24 protein-coding genes are annotated in these 22,283 nt (G+C 63.2%); 12 read left to right on the top strand and 12 right to left on the bottom strand.

The window, feature by feature from the left end; genetic code table 11:
• Positions 1–21: 21 nt before the first annotated feature.
• The 4 genes from J3D46_RS02775 to purB all read right to left on the bottom strand — a co-directional run bounded on the left by J3D46_RS02775 (position 22) and on the right by purB (position 3,467).
• On the bottom strand, positions 22–456 hold the full coding sequence (locus tag J3D46_RS02775; protein WP_159706417.1) for an acyl-CoA thioesterase: 435 nt from the start codon (positions 454–456) through the stop codon (positions 22–24).
• A gap of 78 nt (positions 457–534) precedes the next feature.
• Complete coding sequence (locus J3D46_RS02770) at positions 535–1,038, bottom strand: GNAT family N-acetyltransferase (protein WP_231343476.1); 504 nt, start codon at positions 1,036–1,038, stop codon at positions 535–537.
• A gap of 127 nt (positions 1,039–1,165) precedes the next feature.
• Entirely contained in the window at positions 1,166–1,822 is a 657-nt protein-coding gene (locus J3D46_RS02765; protein ID WP_231343477.1) for a histidine phosphatase family protein, read from the bottom strand.
• Positions 1,823–2,060: 238 nt separating this feature from the next.
• Entirely contained in the window at positions 2,061–3,467 is a 1,407-nt protein-coding gene (purB, locus tag J3D46_RS02760; protein WP_231341912.1) for an adenylosuccinate lyase, read from the bottom strand.
• A 166-nt stretch (positions 3,468–3,633) separates the two neighbouring features.
• On the opposite strand from purB, the gene J3D46_RS02755 reads away from it, so the two are divergent.
• Positions 3,634–3,945, top strand: coding sequence for a hypothetical protein (locus J3D46_RS02755; protein WP_231341913.1), 312 nt, complete (start codon positions 3,634–3,636; stop codon positions 3,943–3,945).
• Positions 3,945–5,294 carry a hypothetical protein gene (locus J3D46_RS02750; RefSeq protein ID WP_253464939.1) on the top strand — a complete coding sequence of 450 codons (1,350 nt, stop codon included), beginning with the start codon at positions 3,945–3,947 and terminating at the stop codon, positions 5,292–5,294. The genes J3D46_RS02755 and J3D46_RS02750 overlap by 1 nt, the downstream gene beginning before the upstream one ends.
• Before the next feature lie 32 nt (positions 5,295–5,326).
• Here the strand turns inward: J3D46_RS02750 and J3D46_RS02745 are convergent, their stop codons facing one another.
• Positions 5,327–5,755 (bottom strand): phage holin family protein, encoded by a 429-nt coding sequence (locus tag J3D46_RS02745; protein WP_090824234.1) that lies wholly within the window; start codon positions 5,753–5,755, stop codon positions 5,327–5,329.
• Positions 5,756–5,827: 72 nt separating this feature from the next.
• Here J3D46_RS02745 and J3D46_RS02740 point away from each other — a divergent pair, with 72 nt between their 5' ends.
• The 5 genes from J3D46_RS02740 (at position 5,828) to J3D46_RS02720 (ending at position 11,571) form a co-directional block, all read left to right on the top strand.
• The gene (locus tag J3D46_RS02740) at positions 5,828–6,946 is read left to right on the top strand and encodes a histidinol-phosphate transaminase (protein ID WP_231341915.1); all 1,119 of its coding nucleotides are present in this window, start codon (positions 5,828–5,830) and stop codon (positions 6,944–6,946) included.
• 151 nt (positions 6,947–7,097) lie between these two features.
• Positions 7,098–8,291 carry a pyruvate dehydrogenase (acetyl-transferring) E1 component subunit alpha gene (pdhA, locus tag J3D46_RS02735; RefSeq protein WP_231341916.1) on the top strand — a complete coding sequence of 398 codons (1,194 nt, stop codon included), beginning with the start codon at positions 7,098–7,100 and terminating at the stop codon, positions 8,289–8,291.
• Positions 8,291–9,271, top strand: coding sequence for an alpha-ketoacid dehydrogenase subunit beta (locus J3D46_RS02730; RefSeq protein ID WP_159706430.1), 981 nt, complete (start codon positions 8,291–8,293; stop codon positions 9,269–9,271). Before pdhA ends, J3D46_RS02730 begins: the two co-directional genes overlap by 1 nt.
• A 55-nt stretch (positions 9,272–9,326) precedes the next feature.
• Positions 9,327–10,904 carry a dihydrolipoamide acetyltransferase family protein gene (locus J3D46_RS02725; protein WP_231341917.1) on the top strand — a complete coding sequence of 526 codons (1,578 nt, stop codon included), beginning with the start codon at positions 9,327–9,329 and terminating at the stop codon, positions 10,902–10,904.
• A 70-nt stretch (positions 10,905–10,974) separates the two neighbouring features.
• Complete coding sequence (locus J3D46_RS02720; RefSeq protein WP_231341933.1) at positions 10,975–11,571, top strand: phosphatase PAP2 family protein; 597 nt, start codon at positions 10,975–10,977, stop codon at positions 11,569–11,571.
• Positions 11,572–11,610: 39 nt separating this feature from the next.
• On the opposite strand, the gene J3D46_RS02715 is transcribed toward J3D46_RS02720, so the two are convergent.
• Positions 11,611–12,702 carry an amidohydrolase gene (locus J3D46_RS02715; protein ID WP_231341918.1) on the bottom strand — a complete coding sequence of 364 codons (1,092 nt, stop codon included), beginning with the start codon at positions 12,700–12,702 and terminating at the stop codon, positions 11,611–11,613.
• Positions 12,703–12,914: 212 nt separating this feature from the next.
• Here J3D46_RS02715 and J3D46_RS02710 point away from each other — a divergent pair, with 212 nt between their 5' ends.
• Complete coding sequence (locus J3D46_RS02710) at positions 12,915–14,318, top strand: APC family permease (protein WP_231341919.1); 1,404 nt, start codon at positions 12,915–12,917, stop codon at positions 14,316–14,318.
• On the opposite strand, the gene J3D46_RS02705 is transcribed toward J3D46_RS02710, so the two are convergent.
• From J3D46_RS02705 to J3D46_RS02695, 3 genes are all read right to left on the bottom strand, one after another.
• Positions 14,315–14,626: a hypothetical protein gene (locus J3D46_RS02705; RefSeq protein WP_231341934.1), complete on the bottom strand. Its 312-nt coding sequence runs from the start codon at positions 14,624–14,626 to the stop codon at positions 14,315–14,317. The genes J3D46_RS02710 and J3D46_RS02705 overlap by 4 nt on opposite strands.
• Positions 14,627–14,798: 172 nt before the next feature.
• The gene (locus tag J3D46_RS02700; protein WP_231341920.1) at positions 14,799–15,227 is read right to left on the bottom strand and encodes a universal stress protein; all 429 of its coding nucleotides are present in this window, start codon (positions 15,225–15,227) and stop codon (positions 14,799–14,801) included.
• Positions 15,224–16,531: a PLP-dependent aminotransferase family protein gene (locus J3D46_RS02695; RefSeq protein WP_231341921.1), complete on the bottom strand. Its 1,308-nt coding sequence runs from the start codon at positions 16,529–16,531 to the stop codon at positions 15,224–15,226. Before J3D46_RS02695 ends, J3D46_RS02700 begins: the two co-directional genes overlap by 4 nt.
• Before the next feature lie 111 nt (positions 16,532–16,642).
• Here J3D46_RS02695 and J3D46_RS02690 point away from each other — a divergent pair, with 111 nt between their 5' ends.
• The 3 genes from J3D46_RS02690 (at position 16,643) to J3D46_RS02680 (ending at position 19,130) form a co-directional block, all read left to right on the top strand.
• Entirely contained in the window at positions 16,643–17,491 is an 849-nt protein-coding gene (locus tag J3D46_RS02690) for an isocitrate lyase/phosphoenolpyruvate mutase family protein (RefSeq protein WP_231341922.1), read from the top strand.
• 87 nt (positions 17,492–17,578) lie between these two features.
• On the top strand, positions 17,579–18,610 hold the full coding sequence (locus J3D46_RS02685) for a hypothetical protein (RefSeq protein WP_231341923.1): 1,032 nt from the start codon (positions 17,579–17,581) through the stop codon (positions 18,608–18,610).
• Entirely contained in the window at positions 18,591–19,130 is a 540-nt protein-coding gene (locus J3D46_RS02680; RefSeq protein ID WP_231341924.1) for a hypothetical protein, read from the top strand. The genes J3D46_RS02685 and J3D46_RS02680 overlap by 20 nt, the downstream gene beginning before the upstream one ends.
• A gap of 5 nt (positions 19,131–19,135) precedes the next feature.
• Here the strand turns inward: J3D46_RS02680 and J3D46_RS02675 are convergent, their stop codons facing one another.
• The 3 genes from J3D46_RS02675 to J3D46_RS02665 form a co-directional block, all read right to left on the bottom strand.
• Positions 19,136–19,609 (bottom strand): DUF1990 family protein, encoded by a 474-nt coding sequence (locus tag J3D46_RS02675; protein WP_231341925.1) that lies wholly within the window; start codon positions 19,607–19,609, stop codon positions 19,136–19,138.
• Positions 19,610–19,650: 41 nt separating this feature from the next.
• On the bottom strand, positions 19,651–20,064 hold the full coding sequence (locus J3D46_RS25050) for a GerMN domain-containing protein (protein ID WP_253464937.1): 414 nt from the start codon (positions 20,062–20,064) through the stop codon (positions 19,651–19,653).
• Between the two features lie 597 nt (positions 20,065–20,661).
• Complete coding sequence (locus tag J3D46_RS02665) at positions 20,662–21,228, bottom strand: NAD(P)H-dependent oxidoreductase (RefSeq protein ID WP_231341927.1); 567 nt, start codon at positions 21,226–21,228, stop codon at positions 20,662–20,664.
• A 125-nt stretch (positions 21,229–21,353) separates the two neighbouring features.
• Between J3D46_RS02665 and J3D46_RS02660 the strand changes: the two genes are divergently transcribed.
• On the top strand, positions 21,354–21,959 hold the full coding sequence (locus tag J3D46_RS02660; RefSeq protein WP_231341928.1) for a TetR/AcrR family transcriptional regulator: 606 nt from the start codon (positions 21,354–21,356) through the stop codon (positions 21,957–21,959).
• Positions 21,960–22,283: the final 324 nt, after the last annotated feature.

The following is a 22,283-nucleotide window of genomic DNA, read 5'->3' as shown; positions in this document are numbered from 1 at the left end:
CAGCGCCCGACGGCGGGTGGTTCAGTCTTCGTCGAGCGTCTCTGTCAGGTGGTGCGTGGGGATGCGGTCGCGGTCATACGTGATTTCCGTATAGCCGTGCGGCTGCGGACGGCCATCCGCGCCAAGGTTCACGAACACGATCTCCTCGATGGTCAGGATCGCCTGCCGCGTGATCATGTTGCGGACTTCCGCGCGCATGGTCAGCGACGTGCGTCCGAAGCGTTTCGCAGTCAGCCCCATCTCGATCAGGTCGCCCTGGACTGCTGAGCTCACAAAGTTGATTTCGGAGATGTACTTGGTGACTGCGCGGCCGTTGCCCAGTTGAAGGATGGCGTAGATCGCGGCCTCTTCATCGATCCACTTCAGCAGGCTCCCACCGAAAAGCGTGCCGTTGGCATTGAGGTCCTCGGGCCGCACCCATTTACGGGTGCGGAAGGTGATGTCTGCTTTTTCCATAATCCGAGATTATCGAACTGACGCGGCCTCCGCTTGATGTTGCGCATGGGTTCCGCAGCCCGCCAGGCCATCGCGGGGCTAAGCCATCGCCGTGTGCGAAGCACTGTGGGAGTCCAGGCGCTTGGAGTAGCAGTACGATTCGTCGACGCCCACATACGGGCCGAAGTTCGGCACGGAGGCGAAGCCGGCACTTTCGTAAAAGCTTCGGCCGTCCGACTGGGCTGACCCGGCCTCAGCCGCGATCACGCTGAATCCATGGGAGTGGGCCTGGGCTTCGAGCGCTGCCAGGATGGAGCTCGCTACTCCTGACCCCCGGGCGTAGGGGACCACATACAGCCGCTTGATTTCGGCTGTCTTCTCATCGAGCATCCGCAGCCCGCCACATCCCAGTGGCTGTCCGGAGCATTTCTCGTAGGCAACAACGAAGACGGCCGTGTCTGCTTCCGATGGAGGAGGTCCGGGCTCATGATCCGTGCTGCCGAACCGCGCGTCGAGTTCGGCCTGCTGTGCTGCCCGGAGATCGGCGCCCACGGGGTTGGCCCACGTGACCTGCCGAATGTTGAGCCGTGGGTTGGTCTGCATTTGTGCCTCAATTCGCCGGGTTTCGTCGGAGGTGTCTATGCGTCTCAAGCCTACGGAGCGGTGGTTACCGTGGTGTTTCCTGCGCGTAAGCGTCGGGAGAAATGCTGGCTGCCTCTGCGTTGTGGGGCTATAGCGCTTCACCCGTGGGGTCATCTGCGGTTTGGTCTGCCAGGGCCATGCCGCCCACAGGGATCTGGTCCCAGTGCAGCACCTTCCAGCCATTTCGTGGGTCGCCTTCGAGAGCCACGATTCCGGTGTTCGGGAGCTGGTGGGTTTCGGCAAAAACGGTGTCGATGTCCGTCGCCCTCCGACCCGCCCAGCAGCGGATCGCCGCTCCGTGGCTGACGATCGCGGCCGTCTCGTGTCCCGCGGCCGCAACGAGCTCCACGGAAGCATCGAAGCGGGCGAAGAAGTCGTGCCCGTTGAAGGCGCCTGGCATCCGGACGTCGAGGTCTCCGTCCGTCCAAGAGAACACGGTGCTCATGTACCGCAGGTGGGACTCGTGGTCAGTCTTTTTCTCCAGCGCGCCGGCTTCGATCTCATGGACGCCGTCCAGGATTGTCGGTTCCAAGCCCGTGGCTTTGGCCAAAGGAGCGACCGTTCGCTGGGTGCGCAGCAGCGTCGACGTATAGAGGGCCTGGATGCCTTCATCGGCCAGGGCTTCGGGCAGGGCTGCCGCCTGACGCTCGCCGAGTTCGGTCAGCCCCGGTCCGGGGAACGCCGTGTCCAACTGGCCCGCTACGTTGCCGGGTGTCTGTCCGTGCCTGATCAACAGGAGCTTCATGGTTGCTCCGCTCCTTACGTCGTAGCTGTTCGGGCACGGAGGCGCTGCGCTCCTGCCCAGTTGCTTCCAGCCAATCAGTCGCCGCATGCCGTGCACAGCCCGACACGCCGTGTCCCGAAGCTCCAGACAGGATGCTTGGCAGAGCAGCGCGGAAAGAACCCGCCTCCGCTCACCAGCCGAAACGCCGACGGCGGGCCGAGGCATCCAGCCCCGGCCCGCCGTCGTCGAACGTTCTGAATTACTGCAGGTGATCCACGAGCTTGTCAGCGATGCCCGTGTACTTACCCGGGGTCAAAGCGAGCAGGCGAGCTTCGGCGTCAGCGGAGAGGCCGAGGCCCTGCACGAATTCCTGCATGCGGGCGCCGTCTACGCGCTGGCCGCGCGTGAGGTCCTTGAGGCGTTCGTACGGGTTTTCCATGCCTTCGACACCGGCGATTGCCTCGGCGCGCATGACCATCTGGATGGCTTCGCCCAATACTTCCCAGTTGGTGTCGAGGTCGCCGGCGAGGACTTCCTCGGCGACATCAAGGGCTTTCAGGCCCTTGGCGACATTGGAAATGGCCAACAGCGAGTGGCCGAAGGCGACGCCGATGTTGCGCTGCGAGGAGGAATCCGTCAGGTCGCGCTGCCAGCGGGAGGTGACCAGCGTGGCGCCCAGGGTATCCAGGAGGCCGTTGGAGATCTCAAGGTTGGCCTCCGCGTTTTCAAAGCGGATGGGGTTGACCTTGTGCGGCATGGTGGAAGAACCCGTGGCGCCGGCAACCGGAATCTGGCGGAAGTATCCGATGGAGATGTAACTCCAGATGTCCGTGCAGACGTTGTGCAGGATGCGGTTGAAGCGCGCGATGTCGGCGTAGAGCTCGGCCTGCCAGTCGTGGCTCTCGATCTGCGTGGTGAGCGGGTTCCACGTGAGGCCCAGGCCTTCCACGAACGTCTTGGCGACGGCTTCCCAGTCAGCGCTCGGCACGGACGCTACGTGCGCTGCGTAGGTGCCCGTGGCGCCGTTGATCTTGCCCAGGAATTCGGTCTTGGCGATACGTGCCAGCTGGCGGTTAAGGCGGTGCGCGATGACAGCCAGTTCCTTGCCGAGCGTGGTGGGGGTGGCGGGCTGGCCGTGCGTGCGGGAGAGCATCGGTACAGAGCGGTTTTCTTCCGCCATGGCTTCGATCTGCTGGACGAGGGCAGCGGCGTTGGGAAGCCACACGTCCTCGACAGCACCCTTGATGCCTACGGCGTAGGAGAGGTTGTTGATGTCCTCTGACGTGCAGCCGAAGTGCACCATGGCCGTCAGGTTCTCGATGCCAATGGCCGGCAGGCGACGGCCGATGTAGTACTCAACAGCCTTGACGTCGTGGACCGTGACGGCTTCGATCTCGGCGAGTTCGTTGACCGATGCGGCATTGAAATCGGTGACGATGGCTCGCAGCTGTGCGATTTGCTCATCGGACAGCGGGCCGGCGCCGGGCAGGACGGACTGGCTGGTCAGGTGGATGAGCCACTCGACTTCAACGTGAACGCGATCGCGGTTGAGGGCAGCCTCGGACAAGTAGTCCACGAGGGGTGCGACGGCGGCACGGTAGCGGCCGTCGAGGGCGCCAAGGGCGAGAGGTTCGGAAGCGAGGGACACGCGAGGGGATTCAGCCATGGTGCCTATTCTTTCATGTTCCGCCATGGTGCCCGAGTCGGTGACGGCCGCTATGTGGACGACCCTCTGGTTATCCACATACGCGACGGCCGCGCTTCCGCTGCGCTCTGCCGCTCCGTAGCGTCGAGCCTACCGATCAGCAGAACAATCGATGGAGTACCCGGACATGAGCGTCGGCTTGATGCCTGCAGCCAACCCGCCCACTTTCGACCCCCTGGAGTGTGCTTCCCGAAGCCATGAAGTTCAGCGGCTCGCTTGGCGCATCAAAACGTGCGTGGACCAAGCGGACACCGTCCTTGCCTCCCTGCGGCGGGCGCAGATGGACCACTGGCTCTCGCCCGCGGGACGTGCTTACCGGACCACTATCGCCTTGCACGCTTCGGCGCTGATGCGTGCCCGGGAGTCGTTGGATTCCGCAGTTGCCGTGGTGCTCCGTCACTCCCAAAGCGTGTCCGTCACGGGCAAGAGGGGTCCCTGATGTCCGACGCAGCTCCTGTTGGCGCCGGCGAAGCGCCCCTGCCGCTGCCCCCGGCTCCGGACGGGATCCTGGCGATCCGGGGCGGGGTCGCAGGGATGTCGTTCCAGCTTGAGGAACTGCTGAGGGGCGCCAGCGTCCTTGATGACGCGGTCCAGCAACTCCTGGATGTCGAGGCAGAAGCACGTCGGGTTCAGGATGAGTTGGAACCGTTCCTCTACGACTCCTACGAGACTGGCTGCAACGCCATCAACGCGGTGGCAGAGAGCCGGAAGGAAGTGGGGCGCGTGCGCCAGGAGTTGGTGGACGTCAGCGCAAGCGTGCGGGCCAGCCACCGGGACTATGTGGAGACGGAGGCCAAAAACGTTCTTCCGCGGGTCCTGACTCTGGACGAGATGAGGTTGACCACGTCGATTTTGCCCCCGAGCCGGGAAGTCGCGCACAATCTCGCCGCCATGGTCCTTCCCTTCTGGGCGGGTTCACGCGGCGTCATTCGAGGCATTCTGGAATCGCCACTACGTCCGGAAATGCGGCCAAGACCGGTGAGTATCGGGAAGACCAACGAATCGGTTGAGTACGTGGAACCCTCCATGGGAGAAAGCCTGCGGCGTCTCGAGAGGCTGCATGCCCGGAACGACGGCGAAATTGAGGTCATTCACTTCGATAACAACGGATCGTCCTCATGGATGGTCCTCATTCCGGGAACCCAACCCTCGTCACCCACGACAAATCCCCTTGACATCCAAGGAATCGGCGAGGCGCTGGGCTACGACTCGGAAGAGGTCGTGCCTGCCGTTGGCCAAGCGCTCCATGAGGCGGGTGCTGCGGCCGGGGATCCAGTGGTGGCAGTGGGGCATAGCCAGGGCGGCGTTCACGCCATGAATCTCAGTCGGAACAAGGCTTTCCTCAATGAGTTCGACCTTAAGTACGTGCTGACCGCTGGAGCTCCTGTCGGTGGCATCACAGCGGAGCCCGGCATCAGTTCACTCCACTTGGAACACGTTCAGGACTGGGTCCCGGGAGCCGATGGCCGGATAAATCCCGACACAAAGGACAGGGTGACTGTGACCCTGACCGACGAGGTCAGGACACCCGAGGGGGAAGACCCTGGCCTGGGGCCGGGACATGACCAGGGGAACTACGCGGCAGGAGCAGAGCTGGTAGAGGCGAGCCAGGACGAGTCGCTGGCCGCTTCGACTTCCGTGTTCGCGGGCGTTGTGGGTGCGGGCGGGATGGCCAAGGTGACGCGGTTCAAGCTGGAAAGGGCGCCCACGCCAGTCCGGCTGTCCGCGGTGCAGCCTGATTCACTTCCAACGGTCCGGGACACGAAGAAGGGCGCTGGGACTCGGTAGTGCTTCAAGCTGCGGAGGACGAATGCCTGCTGCTAGCGCTTGCGGGCGCCAGGGATGAGTCCAGCCACCATCGAAATAATGCTGATGATGATCGAGGCCAGGATGGCCGTCCAGAAGAAGGAGTCCAGGGTGAGGTGGACCGGTGTGAATGTACTCAGCCATGCGGTCAGGTACAGCATCGCGGCGTTGATGACGATCGTGAAAAGGCCAAGCGTCAGGATGGTCACCGGGAGCGACAGCAGCCTGACCAAGGGGCGGACGAAGGCGTTCACTACACCGAAGATCAGCCCGATGAAGAGGTACGCGAGAACTATGCCGGCAGTGTCTGCGCCTTGGGTGAGTCCCGCGTTGGTGGCGGCCTTCTCGGTTGCCGTGGTGGTGATATCCATGCCTTGCAGCAGCCAAGTTGCCACCCAGAGGGCAAGCCCGTTAATCAGGACGCGAATGATGAATGAACCCATGGCCCCATGGTTTCACACGGACCTGTTAATCGGCTCAGCATTAGCCCTCAGCAGGCAAGTAGGCTTGAAGCCATGACTACTACTGACAACGCACCGGAGGGCGTACTCCCTCGTCCGGTCGTGGACAGGCTCCCCAAGTACGCGGCAGGTAAACCCCCTGTTGCGATCGAGGGCCTCACCAGCTACAAATTGTCGTCCAACGAGAACCCGCTGCCTCCGATTCCTGCAGTGTTGCAGGCAATCGCTGACCAGTCCGATATCAACCGCTACCCCGATCCCCTCGCTACCAAGCTGCGGAACTCGCTGGCCGGTTTCCTGGATGTCCCCGCTGACGATGTCGTCACCGGTGCGGGCAGCCTCGGAGCCCTGAACCAGATCCTCGCAACGTTCGCCGGGCAGAACGACGACGGCAAGCAGGACGAGGTTATCTACGCCTGGCGTTCTTTCGAGGCATACCCCATCTGCGTCGGTCTCGCCGGTGCAGCCAGTGTCCAAATCCCTTTGCTGGCTGACGGACGCCACGATCTTGAGACCATGGCGTCGGCCGTCACGGTGCGCACCAAGGTCATCCTCCTGTGCACCCCAAACAACCCCACCGGTCCAATCCTGACGGCAGAGGAAACGGAGCGCTTCATCCAATCGGTACCGCCCAACGTGGTGGTGGTCATTGATGAGGCGTACCAGGAATTCGTGCGGGATGCGGACGCGGTGGATGGGATCAAGCTTTACCGCAACTATCCCAATGTCGTGGTTCTGCGGACCTTCTCCAAGGCCCATGGCTTGGCCGGTTTGCGGGTTGGGTACAGTGTCTCCGGGCCCTTGCTCACCCAGCACCTGAGGGTCACGGCCACTCCCTTTGCCGTTTCCCAAATAGCGGAACGCGCCGCCGTTACCTCTATCGAGAATTTCGATCAGGTTGTGGAAAGGGTACAAAGCCTGGTGAATGAGCGGGATCGGGTTACTGCTGGCCTGCGGGAACTTGGTTGGTTTGTTCCCGAAGCCCAGGGCAACTTTGTTTGGCTGAATCTCGGCGAGCACAGTGGCGAGTTTGCGGCGCTGGCAGCTGAGCAGGCCTTGTCCGTGCGGGCATTCGCAAACGAAGGTGTCAGGGTGAGTATCGGAGAGGTCGAGGCCAACAGCCGATTCTTGAAACTCTGTGCAGGTTATACAAATGCACCGCTGGGTTCCTAGCGGTTAACAAATGCGCCAACCTTACTTACTGCCGATAAAGTAAGGGACGAAAGCCAAAAGTATGCCCGTTCCGGAATGCATTCCGGAACGGGCATATATCCCAGCGACAGACATTGCCCGGCGCTCCCGCCGCGGCAAGCAAGGAGACGGAATGGGCTCGACACAACTGCCCCCCGGGACGGAAGAAACTCTCGCGGCAACCTCCGCGGCAGCAGCCGCGCCAGGCGAACCGGTGGAAATGGTTCAGTTGCTAGGCCCCGACGGAAAGCTGGGTACCGACCCCGTCTTCTCGGACTACGCCAAGCGGATCGACCCTGAGAAGCTGCGTGTTTTCTACACGGACATGGCCAGGATCCGTCGGTTCGACCAAGAGGCCACTGCCCTGCAACGCCAGGGTGAGCTGGCACTGTGGGTCCCGCTGACCGGCCAGGAGGCTGCTCAGATCGGGTCCGGCCATGCAAGCCAACCCCAGGACTACATCTTCCCCACCTACCGCGAACACGGTGTCGCGCTGGTCCGCAACGTGGACCTCGCCGAGCTGCTCAAGCAGTTCCGCGGTGTGTCCAACGGTGGCTGGGACCCCCGCGAGAACAACTTCCACCTTTACACTTTGGTCCTCGCGGCGCAGACACTCCACGCAGTGGGTTATGCCATGGGTATCCAGCGGGACCAGAAGCTCGCGGCCGCCACGGACTCGAACGACCCCAAGGCCGCCGTCATTGCCTACTTCGGCGATGGCGCCAGCTCCGAAGGCGATGTCCACGAATCCATGGTTTTCGCTGCGTCCTACGACGCACCAGTGGTGTTCTTCTGCCAGAACAACCACTGGGCCATCTCGGTGCCCACCGAAGTGCAGACGAAGGTTCCACTGGCCAATCGTGCAAAAGGGTACGGGTTCCCCGGAATCCGGGTGGACGGCAATGATGTCATCGCCGTCCACGCCGTCACCGAGTGGGCCTTGGAGCATGCGCGCGAGGGTCGCGGGCCGGTGCTGATCGAGGCCTACACCTACCGGGTGGGCGCGCACACCACCGCCGACGACCCCACCAAGTACAGGGAGTCTGCCGAGGAAGCTGCCTGGCGCGAAAAGGATCCGCTGGACCGCTTGGAGAAATACCTGCGCGCCGAGGGGCTTGCAGACGAGGCCTTCTTCGACCAAGTGAAGGCCGACGGCGATGAGCTGGCCAAGTACGTCCGCAGCACCACGCATGGCCTTGAAGTTCCGGACATCCGGGATGCCTTCGCCAGCGTCTACGCGGAACAACACCCGCTGATAGCGGAGGAACTGGCCTGGTTCGAGGAATATTCGGCAGGCTTCGAAAGCGACGAGGAGACAGCTAACTGATGGCAACCATGACCATTGCGAAGGCCATCAATGAGGGTCTCCGCGCATCACTGACGAGCAATCCCAAATCCCTGCTCATGGGTGAGGACATCGGACACCTGGGCGGCGTTTACCGTGTCACCGACGGCCTCATCAAGGAGTTCGGCGACGAACGCGTCGTGGACACTCCGTTGGCAGAGTCGGGCATTGTTGGCACGGCAATCGGGCTGGCCCTGCGCGGGTACTCGCCGGTGTGCGAAATCCAGTTCGATGGCTTTGTCTATCCAGCCTTCAACCAGATCACCACGCAGCTGGCCAAGATCCACTCCCGCAGCCTCGGCAAGCTCACCGTTCCTGTGGTCATTCGCATTCCGTATGGCGGAGGCATCGGCTCGATCGAGCACCACTCGGAGTCCCCCGAAGCGCTGTTCGCCCACACCGCCGGCCTGCGCATCATCTCGCCTTCAAATGCCCACGATGCCTACTGGATGATCCAAAAGGCCATTGAGTGCCAGGATCCGGTGATCTTCTTCGAACCCAAGCGCCGCTACTGGCTCAAGGGCGAGGTGGATGTCGAGAACGCCGGCCTTTCGGAGGATCCGTTCAAGGCGCACGTTGTCCGTGAAGGTACCGACGCCACGATTGTGGCCTACGGACCGTTGGTGCCGGTTGCGCTTGCGGCCGCCAACGCTGCGACGGAGGACGGGCGAAGCATCGAGGTCATCGACCTCCGCTCCATCTCACCACTGGACTTCGACACCGTGGAAGCTTCGGTCAAGAAGACCGGGCGCTTGATCGTTGCCCACGAGGCCCCCACCTTTGGAGGTATTGGAGGCGAGATCGCAGCGCGTATCAGCGAGCGGGCGTTCCTTCACCTGGAAGCTCCCGTGATCCGTGTGGGCGGGTTCCATATGCCTTATCCCGTTGCCAAGGTGGAAGAGGATTACTTGCCGGACATCGACAAGATCCTCGAAGCGCTCGACCGCTCCCTGGCCTACTAAACCGCCCTGATCCTGCCGGGCTTCGCGGCCTGGTAACCGGAAATCGAGGACCACTGTGACTGTAAAGAAATTCAACCTGCCGGACGTTGGCGAGGGCCTGACCGAGGCCGAGGTAGTGGCTTGGAAGGTCAAGCCGGGCGACGTCGTTGCCATTAACGATGTCTTGTGCGAGATCGAGACGGCCAAGTCGCTCGTAGAGCTGCCCTCGCCCTTTGCGGGCACCGTCACGGAGCTGCTCGTCGATGAAGGCATCACGGTTGAGGTCGGCACGGCGATCATCGCTGTTTCCGAAGGCCAGGAGGGTGAAGGGACGCCAGTTGCCCCTGAGTCACCGGCCGTCGAGATGCCCCTCTACGGCAAGCTCCCGGCCGACGACGACGATAACCGTCCGGCCGGCGGTCCGCTGGTAGGTTCAGGACCCAAGGCCGACGCCGTCAAACGCCGTGCGCGCAAGCGTCCGGCGGGCTCGGTTGAGGCAGCTGCCGTCGCCGAGAACGCCGAAGGCACGGTCCAGGACAACCAAGCCGTACTGGCCGCCAAAGCAGCCGAATCCCCGGTCTCGCATCGTACGACGCCGGCACGCGCCGCCGTCGAGCCCGTCGCCCCGGCGCCGGTCCTCCAGGCCCCGTCCACCCAGGTTCCTGCCCCACAACAGCAGACCCCGCAATCTTCTGTCGGGCAGACGGCAGCATCCCGCGGCGCAGCGATTACTGGCACCATCAGCGGCCTGGTCAACAAGGTTCTCGCCAAGCCTCCCGTGCGCAAGTTTGCCCGCGACCTCGGAATCGACCTCGCCGATGTGGTGGCAACGGGGCAGCGCGGCGAGGTGACCCGCGAAGACCTGGTGAGCTACCAGGCACAGCGCGACGCCGAGCACGATCAGGCGGATTCTTTCTGGGGTGCGTCCAAGAAGCCGCAGGACCAGCGCGTGGAGCGCATGCCGGTCAAGGGCGTCCGCAAGGCCACGGCCAAGGCCATGGTGGATTCAGCCTTCTCGGCTCCCCACGTCAGCATTTTCGTGGATGTGGACGCCAGCCGCACCATGGAGTTCGTCAAGCGCCTCAAGGTTTCCCGCGACTTCGAAGGCATCAAGGTCTCGCCCCTGCTCATCCTGGCCAAGGCCGTGATCTGGGCTGCGGCCCGCAACCCCAGCGTCAACGCCACCTGGGTGGATGATGCCGACGGGAACGGAAACGCCGAGATCCAGGTCAAGCACTATATGAATCTGGGTATCGCCGCTGCAACCCCGCGGGGACTCATGGTCCCGAATATCAAGGACGCCCAAGACCTTTCGCTCAAGGAATTGGCCCTGGCGCTCAACGAGTTGGCCACCAAAGCCCGCGCGGGGAAGACGCAGCCTGCTGAGATGCAGGGCGGAAGCCTGACCATCACCAACATCGGCGCCCTGGGCATTGACACCGGAACACCCATCATCAACCCGGGCGAAGTTGCCATCATCGCGTTTGGAACCATCAAGCAGAAGCCCTGGGTTCTGGATGGCGAAGTTATTCCGCGGTGGATCACCACGCTTGGCGGCTCATTCGACCACCGCGTGGTGGACGGCGATCTGTCGGCGCGATTCATGGCCGACGTTGCGGCGATTCTCGAAGAACCGGCGCTGTTGCTTGACTGACCGGAAAGCTGCTGCCCCAACCTTTTCCGGATTGGAGGCGCCGGAAACCGGCCACCTGCCTCCTCAGCTGGTGACGGGGCCCTGGCGCACGGTTGCCCGTGTGCTGACGGAAGTGTTCCAACCGCCAATTGTCGTGTTGGTGCTGTTGTTGATCAGCCCTGCAATCGAACCGGGTTTCCCGGGGACAATGTGGTTCGGACTGCTTGCGGCCCTGTTCGTCTGTGTCCTGCCACTGGCGTACGTATTGGTAATGGTCAAATTGGGCAGGATCACGGACCACCATGTCAGCGACCGGCGCCAAAGGCCAGCGTTGCTGTTGATGGCCCTGGTGTCAGTGGTGGTCGGGCTGATGGTGTTGCAGCTGCTGGATGGACCGGCGAGCGTTTCGGTGATGATCATCGCTCTCATCGGAGGCATCGCCGTCTTGGCGGTGGTGAGTGCCTTCTGGAAGATGAGCGGGCACGCGTCTGCCCTTGCTGCGGCCGCCGTCATTGTCATTTCGATGTTTGGACCAGCCTGGCTGCCGGTGCTGCTCCTGGTACCTGCAGTGGGCTGGTCTCGTTTGGTCCTGCGTGCCCACACCCTGGGCCAAGTCATCGTGGGCTCGCTGTTCGGCGGAGTGGTGATCGCAGGATTGTGGTGGCTCCTGCGGGAGTGGATGCTCTAGGCACTGAGCCTTAAGGGGCACCGCCTCACCGGTCACCGCCTAAAGGGTCACCGTTCGCCCGTTCCGGACAACCCGCAGCGGGGCAGGCCTGTCCACCACCAACTCAGGGATTGAAGCGGCTGCGAATTCCAGTCGATCATCGGACCCGGCGTCGGAGAAGCCGATCACCGCTGCCGATCCGACGAGTTCTGCCCCGGCGGTGGTAGCGATCCGGAAACAGCGTTCGAGTTCTGCATCGGTCAAGGCGCCGGTGCGGTAACCCAGGAGGTGTGCACGGTCCATCATGCTGCCCGTGCCGTAGGGTGACCAAGCATCGCGGACACCGTCTGATCCGAGGGCAACCTTGACCCCATGGCTCTCCATGAGATCCAGCGTGGGGACGGGATCTGCACCGAGGGCACATGTCGCCATCCACATCCCGGCCTCCGCCATTGCGTCCAGGGTGGCCCCAAGCTCCGGGTGGGCGGTATCGCAGAGTGCGAAGGCGTGCCCGATCGTGACACGCCCCTGCATGCCCTCCGCCAAGGTACGCTGCGCGACCGCACGCAGCTGGGCCAGTCCTTCCGTGCCCCCATCGTGGAGGTGGATGTCCAGGTCCCTGCCATGCTTGTTCGCGATTCCGAAGACGGCGTCCAGATGGCCGTGGAGGTCTCCGTCCAGCGTCGCAGGGTCGATGCCGCCCACCAGGTCGGCCCCTTCCGACAGTGCGGCCTCCATGAGGTCCCGCGTGCCGGGATTGCTCAGCAACCCGAATTGCGGGAAAGCCACGATCTGGACGTCGAGGTAAGGGGCCAGCCGCTCAGCAGCTGCCCTGACTCCGTGGATATTCTTGAGGCCGATTTGCGTGCCTACGTCCACGTGCGCCCGCATGGACATGGTCCCGTTGACAACGGCTTGCCTCATGAGTGAGTAGGCGCGCTCCTCAACATCATCGGGAAACGAAAGCTGCGCCTTCAGGTCGTTCCCGATGAGCTCCGCCAGCGTATGAGCATGTGGGCGGGACAACCACCGGCCGCCCCAGGTGGTCTTGTCCGGATGGATGTGTGCGTCCACGAACCCTGGCGTCAGCAAGGGAGGATGCCCTCCGGGCCCGTGGCCATGAGCCTTCGCCGGCATTTCGGGTGCAGTCATTGAGGGTCCTCTCGTGAACCACTACGGTATACCAAAATCCATAAACGTTGAGTTCCAAGGAATGCTACACGGCACCTATAGGCGCCTATGTCAGCATCAATCTCATTAGATTCTAGATTTGGCATACCAAAACCTGTACATGAGCGACGCCCTCGCCTAATCTAATGAACAACATTCATTTATGTGATGCGGATCGCATCGAGGAGAACGCCATGCACACCACCCCAACCAGCGCACCGGAGGCTCCTGCATCAGGGCCTACCCTCAAGCGTGTCCTTGGCTTGCCGTCACTGGTCGCCTTCGGCCTGACCTCCATGGGCATTCTGTCCGTGGTGGCGGTGTACGGCGCCGGGACCGAGATCAGCGACGGGCATCTGCCGGCCGCCTACATGGCGGCCCTGATCGCAATGCTGTTCACGGCCCACAGTTACGGCCAGATGGCACGCCACGTTCCGGTGACCGGCGGCGCGTATGCGTACGCTTCCCGCGCCTTCGGCAAGCCTGTGGGCTTCCTTGTGGGGTGGGCCATGATGCTGGATTACGTATTCCTGCCCATGGTGAACTTCCTGCTGTTTGGCCTCTACCTCAACAGTTTGCTGCCCGGCATACCGCCTCAGCTGGCAGTCTTGGTGTGTCTTCTGGTGGTGGGGCTTTTCAGCGTGATCGGCGTTGCCTGGATCAAGAAGATGAACTTCGTGGTGGTGGCCGCATCGGTGCTGGTCATCCTTGTTTTCGTTGTTCTGGCAGTACTCAACGCCCCGGACCTTTCGGTCCAGAGCATCATCCGTCCGCTAACCTTGGGCGACGGCGGCATAGCGCCGGTCATGGCCGCGGCGGCCATTGTCGCCTTCGCGTTCCTGGGATTCGACGGCGTCTCCACTTTGTCCGAGGAAACGAGAAACCCCAAAAGGGACGTGCCGCGCGGCATCATCCTGTCCACGCTCTTCGCCGGTTTGGGCTACACACTCTTTTCCGTGGCGGGTAGCGTCATTGCACCGGACTGGAGATCAATCGAAAACCTCGACGCTGCGGGCACGGAGCTCATGCAGCGTGCTGGCGGAGACGTGCTGATGGTGGTGTTCGTGGTGGTCAACCTCGCTGGCTTGGTTCTCTGCGGTACCGCAGCCCAGATGAGTGTCAGCCGCGTCATCTATGCAATGGGACGGGACCGAATCCTGCCCGGCGGACTCGCGAAACTCCAGCCCCGCTTCCGGACGCCGTACGTTGCCGCCTTGCTGGTATCGGCAATATCCCTGGTTGCCCTGTTCATTACATTGGAGCAAGCCGTGTACATGATCAACTTCGGGGCTTTGATCGCCTTCGCAGTGGTGAACCTGGCAACCATCAAGGTGCTGTTCTTCGAGCTGCGGAAGAGGGGAGCGAAGGGGACCCTGCGGAATCTGGTCCTGCCCCTGCTCGGGTTTGCGTCCATCGGATGGCTCTGGACGTCGCTCGCTTGGTTCACGTACCTGCTGGGAGCCGCGTGGCTTACCGTGGGCTTGGCGATCTTCTTCGTGCGCCGCCGGAAAGCGGGAGGCCACGTCGGACTGAACTTCGACGACGGCACGCGCGTCGATGGGGCCGCGCAGTCTCCCGAGGTGGCGGGCAGCCGCTAGAACGCCGGGTAACTGACCAGCAGCGCCTGAAGTTCCGTCGTCGACATGTTGTTGGCCATTTCAACGCTGATGCCCATGGCAATGGCGGCCACGGTGACCATGGCAACGCAGGCCACGGAGAGGAAACGCCAGTCCTTGCGGAAGACGCTGCCGAAGGTCTCGGGCATCTCGAGGCTGGGGGAGATCATGTTGGGGGCGCTGTCCCAGGAGCCGTCATCCAGCATCGCGATGATGCGATCGTTGCTGCGGTCGTACCGCATGGTGCTGATGTTGTTGCCGTGGCGGGCAAGGAGGATGTCGTGGCCCACGCGTTGGCGCGGCTGCAAGGTAAGCAAGAAAATTCCCCTGAAATCGAGAAGTGGATGGTGGCGCACGCCATTGGGGGCATCTCGATTTTATAACGGTTGGGATTGAAGGCAGTCCCAAAATACGCCAAACGCCGGGTGAGTCTCCCCACCCGGCGGAGTGATTCAGCTCACTTTACGGCTGGTCGGTCTTGGCAATGTAGACATCGCAAGGGGCGGTGTGGGCAACGGTGTTGGCCACACTGCCCAGCACCCGGCCCAGGCCTTGCATGCGACGGTTGCCTACAACGATCAGGCGCGCGTCCTGCATTTCTGCTTCCTTAACCAAGGCTTCGCCCGGCTTGCCGCGGGCAGCTGAGTAGGTGACTTCCAAGCGGTCATCCGTCAGCCGTTCAGCCACGGTGCGGGCCACTGCTTCAGCTTCGGCGGCGTCGGAAACGATCCACTTATCGGTGCCGATCTCGACCACCTCAGTGCGGTTGCTGTCGAAAGCACTGACCACGCGCAGGTTGGCTCCGAGGCCAATCGCCAGTTGCTGGGCAGCCTGGGCTGCCCTCATCGCCGTCTCGCTGCCGTCTACTCCGACAATCACAACTCCGGTCATTGTGCTGCTCCTTCATTGGTGGCTGTGATGGCTTCTGCCAAAACTGGTGCCAAGCGGCGGACGCCTTCGGCAATCGTATCCGGGGGAACGGCACTAAACGCGAGGCGGAGCTTGTTTGAGGGTCCGTCAGCGGGGGAGAAGGCCGCACCGGGGATGAAGACCACACCGGCGTCGATGGCCTTCGCGAGCAGCGGGTAGGTGTCTACTCCTTCGGGCAGGGTGACCCACACGAAGAACCCGCCATCCGGCCGCGTCCAGGTCAGGCCGTCCGGCATGTACGCGTCCAGTGCGGAGAGCAGTGCCTTGCAGCGTTCTGCATAGAGCTCACGGTAGGTGTCGATCTGGCCTTGCCAGTCGTACTCGCGGAGATATGCCGAGACGAGCATTTGGTTCAGCGGCGGCGGGCAGAGCGTCACGGCCTCGGATGCGAGGTAGAAACGCCGCTGCAAGTGGGCCGGAACAAGTGCCCAGCCGATCCGGAGCCCGGGTGCGAAGATCTTGGAGAAGGAGCCAAGATAGATCACATCGCCCGGGTTGGCCGCGCGCATGGGGGCGATCGGGCGACCGTCGAAGCGCAGGAGTCCGTACGGGTTATCCTCCAGCACAATAATATTCGCGTCGCGGCATATATCTACGATCCGCTGCCTGCGGTCCTCCGCCAGCGTGATTCCGGAGGGATTGTTGAAGTTGGGGATGGTGTAGAGGAACTTGATGTTCTTGCCCTCTGACTGGAGCGCCGCGATCCGGGCCTCCAGAAGCTCCGGCACCAGGCCGTCGTCGTCCATTTCGATCGGTTCCACCTGTACCTGGTACGCCTCGAACGTATTCAGGGCGCCTACGTAGGTGGGGTTCTCCACCAGGACAACGTCCCCAGGGTTGCAGAAGACCTTGGTGGCCACGTCCTGGGCCGACTGGGACCCGGCAGTGATCACCACATTCTCGGGAAGGGCATCGGTGATTCCCTCGGCGGCCATGATGTCGCAGATCTGCCTGCGGAGCTCTTCGGTGCCCTGGCCGCCGCCGTACTGCAGGGCAGTCATTCCCTCTTCGGCGATGATGCGGGCGGCGGTCTGGCCGAGTTTGTCCAGCGGCAGCGACTGCAGATACGGGTTGCCGCCTGCGAGCGATACAAGGCCTGGCCGCATCGAGATGTCGAAGACGTCGCGGACAGCGGATTGCTTGATATTGGCGGCCCGCTCGGAGAAAAGTTCCTCGTGCGGGTGGGCGGCCGTGGCGGCCCGCTCAATGGCGTCGATGGCTTCAGCGGGCAGCGTTGCGCCGGCATCCAATGTTTCGTGGGTCACAGTCACAGGATACTCCTCGATGTTGCTAATGAGGCAACAGTTGTTTTCGAATCTGCCCCAGTTTCGCAGGTCACGCTTTACGCCGCGATCCGGAAGGGCTGGAATGTAGCTATGACAGCGCACCGGGGATCCGTGACCAAGGCCGAACAGTTCCACAAACTCCACGACGCCGGGCCTACGCCCCTGGTGCTCGTGAATGTATGGGACGCGGCTTCCGCCCGCGTGGTCCAGGATGCAGGGGCGACGGCGATTGCTACCTCAAGTTCGGCCGTCTCCTGGAGCCTGGGGTTCCGGGATGAGGATCACGTGCCGTGGGGGTTGGCGATGGCAGCCTTGGGGCGGGTGGTCGGCGCCACCACCCTGCCCGTGACCGCGGACATCGAGACCGGGTACGGGCGGACCGACGACGAGCTCCGGGCCACCGTCCATGCCGTCCTGGACGCGGGCGCTGTTGGGATCAATATTGAAGACTCCGGCGCCGAACCGCTCACCGGGATCGGCGAACAGTCGCGCAGGATTGCCCTCATCCGCGCCGCGGCCGATGATCGCGGGATCCCGCTGTTCATCAATGCACGCACGGACACTTACCTCTCCGGCCGCTTCCCGGACGCTGCATATGACGAGACGCTGCGGCGTGCCGAGTCTTACCTCACTGCCGGCGCTGACGGAGTTTTCGTGCCCGGAGTCGTGGATCTGCATGTCCTCCACGAGTTGTCCAACCGGATTCCGGCGCCACTCAACGCGTTGGCGGGTGTGGGTGCCCCGTCGCCGCTTGAACTGCACGACGCCGGCGTGCGTCGCGTCAGCATCGGAGGCAGCACCGCCAAAGCGGCCTACGCCAAGGTTGCGCGGGTAGCCAAGGAGATCCTCGGGGACGGCAACTGGGCCGGCCTCGCCGGCACGCGGAGTCACGACGAGATGGACGCCCTCTTCGCAGAGGGGCCCAAATACAGCCTCTGAAGCGGCGGAAGGTACGACGGCGGCACCCGCCTTTATTGTCGGACCCCGCCGGTAGCTTTGGTCATGTGGAAGACGAGGGGAGGCTCCATGGCACGGCGTAGTGTGCAGTTCTGGCGCATGGAACAGCTGAACGGTGACGAGCTCAGCCGTCCATTTCCAGCGCGACGGGTGGCAGAGGTCCTGAAGAAAGCCCAGGATGCGGCGACGGACCGGCATTTCACCAGCGTGGACGGAACGGTGTTGCTCGCCCAGGCAGTGGCATCTTCGCCGCATCCCGTGATTCTGCTTGACCGGGTCCGGGACACCAACCTGCCCAGTGTCGGTGACGCCCTTGGTCGACGGAAACCCCTGCCACTGGCTCCGGGCGACCACCTGCTGGAGACCACGTATTTCGCGTTCCTGAAGAGGAACGTCATCGCGGTACTCACCAGCGGCAACGGTCCCCGGGCCTCACGGATGGCGGAGTACCTTGGCGGAATGCTGGGACTGGAACCAAGCCTTGTTCCGGTGGTGAGGGAGGACATCGAGGAAATCCTCACCCGGCTTGAAGTGAGCCGTTTCGAGTTCGCCCTTCCAGCAGAGCGCCTGTCGGGGAAGCTGATGGAAGGCGAATGGGCCGACGTCCTGGACAGTGCCTCCCGCCTCATGAACGAGGGAACGTTTCGCATTTCCCTCAGCGTTGGCCGGTCCGGAAAAGCGGAGGACAAGCAGCGGATCCGGGACCGCATTCAACAACTCATCGACCTCTTCCGCAGGGCAGGGTCCGTGGAGCACTTTGACTACGTCGTGGCGGAGGGCAAGGACTCGCTGACCGGCGATCGTGAGGTGGTGGATTTGCTCAAGGAGCGGTTCATTTCGCATATCGAGGTTGACCCGGACGTATTCAACGATCCGCAGAAGTCGGTGGCCGAGGCCATCGCCATCCTCAACAAGCAGGCCAGGGACAACGAGGAATTTTTCGCGCGGACCTTGCCGGACGTCAAAGGCTCGGCTGACGCCAGCCTGGTACCGGACATCGTCGCGGGCGGAATGGCCGCCGTGCGGGAAGCACTAGTGGCCGCCACAAGGCGTGATGAGGAAGCCCAGGGCGGTGCGGGACATGAGCTTGTACGAGGTTGATCTCCAGCACACAGGGCGTCGCCGGACCCTGTGGCGCTGGTTCCTGCTGCACCCCACAGCCGACTTCCTTTGGGCGGTTCTCGCTGTTGTGATCTGGCTGGGGATCGGGTTGTTGGCGCGTCAGCCGCTGATGCTGGAAGGTGTTGATGCCGGAGCCCGGCGAACCCTCTTCCAGACTCTGGCCACCTTGGCCGGTGCCACGGCAGGGTTGACCCTCACGAGTGTTTCCATGCTCATTAACGTGCTCGGCAAGAAGGCAGCGCCGGGCCAGCGGGAACTACCGTTGGAGAAGCTGTCAGCAGCCCACCGCCGCCAGATCGGTGAGGTATTCCTGTTCGCCATCCCGGGTCTTGGCCTTCTGGTGGTTGCCGCCTTGGTCACGGTTGTCCTCGAAGGAGGCGCCGCCACGGGACTATGGATTCCCGAAGCCGTGGTGTTCGTGCTGGCCTTCGCTTCTGTCCTTGCCTTGTTGCGCGTGGCGTGGGCCCTGCGGAGGGTGCTGGCGATAGCAACGGCGTGAAGGAATCAGCGCAGCGTCCGGAGGTACCTACGCCGCACCACCTTCTGCAGCACCAGGAGAGCCGGGTAGAGCACTCTCCACGGCTGCTGCGGCGCCGGCGCTGTCAGCGAACGGATGGTCAAGCTCACCTGCTCCCCATTGCGGTGCACGATGAACGCTTCTTCGCCTGAAACAGGGTGCCCCGGCAGGGTGCGGTACGCGAATCCCACCCTGTCCGGCTCTTGCACGACGGCCACAACTTCCACCGGTTCCAGCACCCGAAAGCCCAGAAAATGCGCTGTGACCAGCACCCGATCGCCGGCAGACACGGGCTCCGGTGAATTGACGGAGAACCCGCTCGCGGTCTTCACACCCCAGCGGAGCACCTGCTCCGTGGCGCGCTCCCAGACCTCATCACCATGACCCACCACGGCACACACGTCCGAGCGGCGGTACCCGCCATCAAACCGTGGCCACACGTGAAGTTCAGGACTGGTCATGCAGCGTTTCCCCCCCATCAAGATGTCCCCCAAGCCTATGCTCACCGCACGCTCAAGGCCTCGGTCAATGTCCGGCCGTTGACGTAGATCTCGGCCCGCGACGCTCCGCTGGCCGACACGATGGTGTGCGTCAGTTGCGCTTGGATGCGCGGAATGTCGCACACCCCTCCGGGCCTCAATGATCCGCTGAGGTTCACCACTACGGTGGCCCCGCTCATGTAGCCGGACAAGTAGCGCAACGAGGAACCTGCCAGTGCGTCGTAGAGTGCGGCATCACTGTCCACGGGCATTCCGGCTTCCAGCAGTCTTCCCAGAGCAACGGTCAGGGGATCGCCGGGCACAGCCACGCCGCGGACCGGAACCAGGCTGTCGTTGCAGCCGAAGCGCACGCCGCGGGAGCCGCCGTCGTCGATTGCCACGTAGTAGACCGCCGGCCCCGAGGTGTCTGCATCCACGGGGACCACGGTGGCGGTTGGTGAAGGTTCGGGCGCGCTGGTGCCCGGTTCGGGGGAAGGCTCGACGGCGGAACCTGGCTCAGTTGGAGAGGCCGAAGGAGGCGCGGGGATGGCTGCCGGAGCGCTGGGAGGGGACCGCGTCGGCGTTGGTGAGGGGGCCGAGGAAACTGAGGCGGTCGAGGGAGGTGCGGCGGGTACGGCAACAGACGGAGTGCCAGGCGTGGAAACTATGGGCGTCATGCTGGCCGAAGCAGTCACGGAAACCGTCGGCAAAGGACGGGCACTTGCGGGCCCTGCGCCTTCGGGACTGGCCGGAATCGATGTACAGCCAGCCACCCCCAGGCTGAAGACGAGGCAGGCAGCGGCGATCGCCGTCGTACTTGTGAATCCCCGTCCGGCATGCATGACAGCCCGCGCTCCTGTCCGTCCACCTGTACCTCCAACGTTAGGACGCATGGGCGCAGCGCAACATGCCGCTACGGTGACGGTTCGGACAAGAGTTGATCACGCTGAAGCCGGCAGCGGTCCGGCGACGCGTGGGAAGGCAAATGCCCCCGTCCCGCAAGCTGCGGAACAGGGGCATCAGAAGCGAAGAGACTAGGCGGCCGCTTCTTCTTCCTGGACGGCCGTCAGGGGCTCGAAGATGCCCTTGATCTGCTCAACAACCTCGGCGTCGTCCTTCGGGTGCAGTTCAGCGAAGCGGATCATGGAACCCGGGACAGCCAGCTTGACATCTTCCAGGACCTTGGCGCCGGCGATGCCCACAGCCTTGCGGGCTTCGTCCTGCGCCCACACGCCACCGAACTGGCCAAAAGCGGTTCCGACGACGGCGGTCGGCTTGCCGGAGAGGGCGCCGGCGCCGAACGGGCGGGACAGCCAGTCAATGGCGTTCTTCAGCGATGCGGGCATGGTGCCGTTGTGCTCGGGGGTGACCAACAGGATCGTGTCGGCTTCGGCTGCTGCAGCGCGGAGGGCGGCAGCTTCGGCGGGGACCTGGCCTTCGACGTCGATGTCTTCGTTGTAGAAGGGGATGGTGCCCAGTGAGCCGTGGATTTGCACGTCGACGTTCTCGGGTGCGTTCAGCTGGATGGCTTCGGCGAGCTTCTTGTTGTGGGAATCGGCGCGCAGGCTGCCGACGAGGGTAAGAACTGTGCTCTTGGACATGGTGTCTCCTTGTGTCTGGCCCAGTCCCTCGCGGAACCGGACCTGCGGTAACTGGGCTGTGGAGCCTTCACCGATACTAAACGGACCACGGTCCGCTTTCTATTCCCGGGGTCTAGAATATTTCTGTGAGCTCGATCCCAATCCGGCCGGACGTGCCCCTTGGTGCGCCGCACGAGCGCAGTGACGCAGCGAGGAATCGTGAGCGCTTACTCAACGCTGCCCGGGACTTGGTGGCTGAGTTCGGCGCCGAAGCGCTGACCATGGATGCACTCGCCTGCAAGGCCCACGTGGGCAAAGGGACCGTGTTCCGCCGCTTTGGCAGCAGGGCGGGGCTCATGATGACTCTCTTGAGCGATTCTGAGTCTGAGTTCCAGCACGGCTTCATGTTCGGTCCACCACCCTTGGGTCCGGGCGCACCGCCCCTCGAGCGGCTGATGGCGTTTGGAGAAGGCCGGATCTATTTCGTCCTTGAAAATGGTGAACTCCTGAAGGCCGCGGGTGCTGCCACGCGCAACAGGTTCGACGTTCCGGCCACCAAGCTCTCGCATCGCCACATGGAAGTCCTGCTTCGGGAGGGTGGTATCGCCGACCCTTGGGTCATGGCGATGTCACTCACCTACGCGCTGGATCCCGAGCGGATAGTGGACGACGTCCGCGTTCGAGGCATTTCACCCACACGCCTGACCGACTCCTGGCGCGAGCTGATCACGCGCCTCCTGCGGACGGCCTAGCGCCGCAGCCCTCCCGCCGAACCTGTTAGCGCCCCCATCGCGGCCGCCATGGGCGTATCAGTGTCTCCAGGGTCGGAAGCGTGACGCAGTCTGCACATAACAATCTGGCTGCAGGCGCGAAACTGAGGGCAGCGAAGCAAAACGTGAAGCAGTTATTGTGGTAGTTTCCTCTTGAATGTGACGCATGCCATACAGGGCTGGTGATCACTGAAGGGGTGCGGGGGACCCAACAACCCGCTGCGCCAATTCGTAGCTGACGCCGGCCACAGCCGGGAACCGCGGAAGGACGAGCATTGAGTTTTGCCACGATTCGGGGCAGCCACC

It is taken from the genome of Paenarthrobacter sp. A20 (genome assembly GCF_024168825.1).
Taxonomy (GTDB): domain Bacteria; phylum Actinomycetota; class Actinomycetes; order Actinomycetales; family Micrococcaceae; genus Arthrobacter.
This window is presented reverse-complemented; position numbering and strand designations above follow the sequence as displayed.

Bases quoted from the DNA above. Each gene is read 5' to 3' on its own strand.
- J3D46_RS02775 (WP_159706417.1), bottom strand. From the start codon at position 456: ATGGAAAAAGCAGACATCACCTTCCGCACCCGTAAATGGGTGCGGCCC.
- J3D46_RS02770 (WP_231343476.1), bottom strand. From the start codon at position 1,038: ATGCAGACCAACCCACGGCTCAACATTCGGCAGGTCACGTGGGCCAAC.
- J3D46_RS02765 (WP_231343477.1), bottom strand. From the start codon at position 1,822: ATGAAGCTCCTGTTGATCAGGCACGGACAGACACCCGGCAACGTAGCG.
- purB (WP_231341912.1), bottom strand. From the start codon at position 3,467: ATGGCTGAATCCCCTCGCGTGTCCCTCGCTTCCGAACCTCTCGCCCTT.
- J3D46_RS02755 (WP_231341913.1), top strand. From the start codon at position 3,634: ATGAGCGTCGGCTTGATGCCTGCAGCCAACCCGCCCACTTTCGACCCC.
- J3D46_RS02750 (WP_253464939.1), top strand. From the start codon at position 3,945: ATGTCCGACGCAGCTCCTGTTGGCGCCGGCGAAGCGCCCCTGCCGCTG.
- J3D46_RS02745 (WP_090824234.1), bottom strand. From the start codon at position 5,755: ATGGGTTCATTCATCATTCGCGTCCTGATTAACGGGCTTGCCCTCTGG.
- J3D46_RS02740 (WP_231341915.1), top strand. From the start codon at position 5,828: ATGACTACTACTGACAACGCACCGGAGGGCGTACTCCCTCGTCCGGTC.
- pdhA (WP_231341916.1), top strand. From the start codon at position 7,098: ATGGGCTCGACACAACTGCCCCCCGGGACGGAAGAAACTCTCGCGGCA.
- J3D46_RS02730 (WP_159706430.1), top strand. From the start codon at position 8,291: ATGGCAACCATGACCATTGCGAAGGCCATCAATGAGGGTCTCCGCGCA.
- J3D46_RS02715 (WP_231341918.1), bottom strand. From the start codon at position 12,702: ATGACTGCACCCGAAATGCCGGCGAAGGCTCATGGCCACGGGCCCGGA.
- J3D46_RS02710 (WP_231341919.1), top strand. From the start codon at position 12,915: ATGCACACCACCCCAACCAGCGCACCGGAGGCTCCTGCATCAGGGCCT.
- J3D46_RS02700 (WP_231341920.1), bottom strand. From the start codon at position 15,227: ATGACCGGAGTTGTGATTGTCGGAGTAGACGGCAGCGAGACGGCGATG.
- J3D46_RS02690 (WP_231341922.1), top strand. From the start codon at position 16,643: ATGACAGCGCACCGGGGATCCGTGACCAAGGCCGAACAGTTCCACAAA.
- J3D46_RS02685 (WP_231341923.1), top strand. From the start codon at position 17,579: ATGGCACGGCGTAGTGTGCAGTTCTGGCGCATGGAACAGCTGAACGGT.
- J3D46_RS02680 (WP_231341924.1), top strand. From the start codon at position 18,591: ATGAGCTTGTACGAGGTTGATCTCCAGCACACAGGGCGTCGCCGGACC.
- J3D46_RS02675 (WP_231341925.1), bottom strand. From the start codon at position 19,609: ATGACCAGTCCTGAACTTCACGTGTGGCCACGGTTTGATGGCGGGTAC.
- J3D46_RS02665 (WP_231341927.1), bottom strand. From the start codon at position 21,228: ATGTCCAAGAGCACAGTTCTTACCCTCGTCGGCAGCCTGCGCGCCGAT.